Origin of the sequence: Kitasatospora sp. NPDC059747 (assembly GCF_042732955.1) — a bacterium.
Lineage (GTDB): Bacteria > Actinomycetota > Actinomycetes > Streptomycetales > Streptomycetaceae > Kitasatospora.
In genome coordinates this window covers 1-3,336 of sequence record NZ_JBHWGV010000148.1, presented here as the reverse complement: position 1 = coordinate 3,336, position 3,336 = coordinate 1, and the positions used below count along the sequence as shown (strand labels likewise).

The 3,336-nt window shown below is 73.9% G+C and carries 4 protein-coding genes; 2 read left to right on the top strand and 2 right to left on the bottom strand.

Going from position 1 to position 3,336, the window contains the following annotated elements; all coding sequences use genetic code 11:
• Positions 1-113 precede the first annotated feature (113 nt).
• Together ACFV4G_RS38380 and ACFV4G_RS38375 are read right to left on the bottom strand one after the other, a co-directional pair.
• Entirely contained in the window at positions 114-1,052 is a 939-nt protein-coding gene (locus ACFV4G_RS38380; protein ID WP_380447330.1) for an alpha/beta hydrolase, read from the bottom strand.
• Positions 1,053-1,524: 472 nt separating this feature from the next.
• Complete coding sequence (locus tag ACFV4G_RS38375) at positions 1,525-2,028, bottom strand: MarR family winged helix-turn-helix transcriptional regulator (RefSeq protein ID WP_380447328.1); 504 nt, start codon at positions 2,026-2,028, stop codon at positions 1,525-1,527.
• 85 nt (positions 2,029-2,113) lie between these two features.
• Between ACFV4G_RS38375 and ACFV4G_RS38370 the strand changes: the two genes are divergently transcribed.
• Both ACFV4G_RS38370 and ACFV4G_RS38365 read left to right on the top strand, forming a co-directional pair.
• The gene (locus tag ACFV4G_RS38370) at positions 2,114-2,620 is read left to right on the top strand and encodes a cupin domain-containing protein (protein ID WP_380447326.1); all 507 of its coding nucleotides are present in this window, start codon (positions 2,114-2,116) and stop codon (positions 2,618-2,620) included.
• Between the two features lie 44 nt (positions 2,621-2,664).
• On the top strand, positions 2,665-3,084 hold the full coding sequence (locus ACFV4G_RS38365) for a RidA family protein (RefSeq protein ID WP_380447324.1): 420 nt from the start codon (positions 2,665-2,667) through the stop codon (positions 3,082-3,084).
• Positions 3,085-3,336 lie beyond the last annotated feature (252 nt).

Genomic DNA, 3,336 nt, shown 5'->3' with positions numbered 1-3,336 from the left:
TTTTTACTGCGGGCGGGGATTGCGGGGGTTTGTGGGGGGCCCTACCCGCGAAGGGGGCGGCCGGGGCCCCTTCGTCGTTCCGGGAGTGCGTGTCCGGCCGGTGCGGGCGTCCGTCAGGCCGGTCGTGCGGAGCGGACGAAGTCCCCGAACTCGGCGTACAACTGGGTGACGGCGGTGTCCACGGCGGGCGAGACGCTGTCGTAGTTGAGGAAGCCGTGGATGAGCCCCGGGTAGACATGCCGGCGCACCGGGACCCCGGCGGCGGCCAGGGCGTCCGCGTAGGCCAGTGCGTGATCGCGCAGCGGGTCGTGCTCGCCGACGCCGATGACCGCCGGCGCGAGGCCCCGGGGATCGGCGGCGAGGAGGGGCGACACCCGGGGATCGGCCGTGGTGGAGGGGTCGCCGCCGGTGTAGAGCTGGATGTCGTGCCGGCACTCGTCGGCCGTCAGGAGATAGCCGGTGGCGTTCTCGGTCATCGAGGGGAAATCGGTCCGGCCGCTGAGATCCGTCGCCGGGTAGGCCAGCAACTGGGCCGCGACCGGTGTGCCGTCGTCACGCAGCGCCAACGCCACCGCGGCGGCCAGGTTGGCGCCGGCGCTGTCCCCGGCCAGCGCGAGCACGCCCCCGCCGAACCGGTCGATGCCCGCGGCGACCTCGCGGGCCACGCCCACGCAGTCGTCGTACGCGGCCGGGAACGGGTGCTCCGGCGCGAGGCGGTAGTCGACGCTGACGACCACCGCGTCGAGATCGCGGCAGAGCCGGCGGCAGACGCCGTCGTGCGTGTCCAGGTCGCCGAGGATCCAGCCGCCGCCGTGGATGAAGAGGACGGTCGGCGTCGGGCCGGCGGTGTCCGGGCGGTAGACCCGGACGGGCACGCCGGCGAGGGTGTCCTCGGCGACCGACCCGACGGCCAGGGGCGGGCTGGGGGCCACGGCGAGCGACAGCTGCCGGTTCCCGGCCCGCATCTGCTCCACGGTGGGCGCGGCGGTCGGCGGCGGGCCGTCGAGGCCGAACTTCTGGAGGAGGGCCCGGATACTCGGATCCATCGCCATGATCGCGCGCTCCCTCTCGGATGGTGCCCCGCTGTACCCCGCTCATCCTCGTGCCGCGCGGCGCCGGCTGCGGTCCGGGCGGGTCCGTCCGGGTGAGTCCGAGGGCCGGTCGCCATGACGCCCTGCACTGCGAGTGGTGAGCGAGTTGGTGCTGGAGTTCACGGCTGCGGACTTCCGGCCGCCCGGCTCCTCGTGCCCGATGCCGGTGTCCGGGCCGGGCAGGTGGGAGACGTCGAGCTGGCCGGCGGGTTTCGCGGTTGTCCCACCGAGGTGTTCACCAGTGTTGTCCTGCGGCCGTGTCCACTTCCTCTGCCACCGCCGGCTGCGGTGTTGCCCGGGCTGGGAACGGGTGATGAGGCTCATGAGCGTGGCGAGGATCGCCGAGGTGACGTTCCCCGCGTACGGCAGCCGACGGCGTTCCGGAGCGGTCGCGGGTGGCTGGACCTCGGGGGTGTCGGCGTCGGGCGGGCCGTCAGGGCGCCGGGCTCTGCGCGCCCTCGACGTCGGCGAGCAGTTTGCGCAGGAGCCCGTCCAGGGTGGCCCGTTCCTCGCCCGAGAGGGCGGAGAGCAGCGCGGTCTCGTTGGCCGCGTGGTCGGTGAAGGCGGCGTCCACGAGGGCGCGTCCGGCCGCGGTGAGGGCGATGCGGACGCTGCGCCGGTCCGCCGGGTCGGTGTGGCGTTCCACCAGGCCCGCCGACTCCAGCCGGTCGATCCGGCTGGTCATGCCGGCCCGCGACATCAGCAGCAGCGCGGCGAGTTCGGAGGGCATCAGTTCGTACGGTGCGCCGGAGCGGCGCAGGGTGGCGAGAACGTCGAACTCGCCGCGCTGGAGGCCGTGTTGCTTGAACACCTCTTCGACGACCCGGCCCGCGAGCAGCGCGAGGCGGCCGAGGCGGCCGACGGTGCCGACCGCCGCCAGGTCGAGGTCCGGGCGCTCCCGGCTCCACTGGTCGAGCATGACGTCCACGTGATCCATGGGGGCATGTTATTCGATGGGAGATAGTTAGACGTAGTACTATCAGCGATGGAACTATCTGAGCGCTCACTGTGGGGAGAGGCCAATGACGTTGATCGGACCGGAAGCCGTGGTGGTACGGGGCGACGAAGCCGAGACCGTCGGAATGCTCGGCGGCAAGGGGCTGTTGCTGGCGGACTCCAGCGCCACCGGCGGCGCCCTGAGCACCCTGCGCGTCACGCTGGGGCGCGGCAGGGACGGCGCCACTCCGCACTACCACGGGGGCTCCTCGGAGCTGTTCTTCGTCGTCGACGGCTCGGCCCAGGTGCTGGTCGGGAACGAGGTGGTCACCGCCCGGAGCGGCGACCTCGTGGTGGTGCCGCCCCATCTGCCGCATGCCTTCGCGGCGGCGCCGGACTCCGGGGCGGACCTGCTGATCGTGATCACCCCCGGGGTGGAGCGCTTCGACTACTTCCGCCTGCTGGAGCGGATCCGCGCGGGCGAGGCGACGGTCGAGGAACTGCTCGCCAAGCAGGACCTCTTCGACAACCACTTCCTGGAGTCGCCGAGTTGGCGCGACGCCCGGGAGGAAGCTGCCCGGTCCGAGCCGTAGACCGCCCGGCACCGAGCCCGGCCCGACACCTGGGGAGGAAACCCGTGACCGACACCCGCACCATCACTAACCCGCCCGGCCTGCACGACCCGACGCCGTTCGGCTACAGCCACGCCGCCTCCGCGCCCGGCGAACCGGTGTTCATCGCCGGCCAGTACGCCTCCGACGCCGGCGGTCGGGTCGTGCCCGGCGACTTCGCCGCCCAGGCGGAGCTCGCCCTCGCCAACCTGCGCACCGCGCTCGCCGGGGTCGGCCTCGGCTTCGAGCACGTGGTCCGGCTCGGCTCGTACATCGTCGACCACGACCCGGAGAAGCTGGCCGTCCTCGGCAAGGCCCTGGCCGGGGCCTGGGGCGACCGGCTGCCCGCGCAGACGCTCAGCGGGGTCGCCTCGCTCGCCCGGCCGGGGATGCTCTTCGAGATCGACGCGGTCGCTGTCCGGCCGACGGCGGGGGCGGCGGGCTGACCACCCACGCGCAGGGGTCCCACCGGTCGGCGGAATCCCTCGCCGTACCGCCGCCGTTCGAGCCGGAGCGGACCGCTCACATGGCCCGGGTCGCCGCGCGCAGCCGTCGTTCCATGTCGGGGCCGTCGCTGAGGAACAGCCCCCGCAGGAACGGCAGCAGGGGCCGGGCCCCGGGGAGCGGGGCCCGCCCCGCCCACCCCCGAGGCGCGCCGCGGGGGCGGGCGGGGACCCCCGGTACGTGGTGGCGGACGC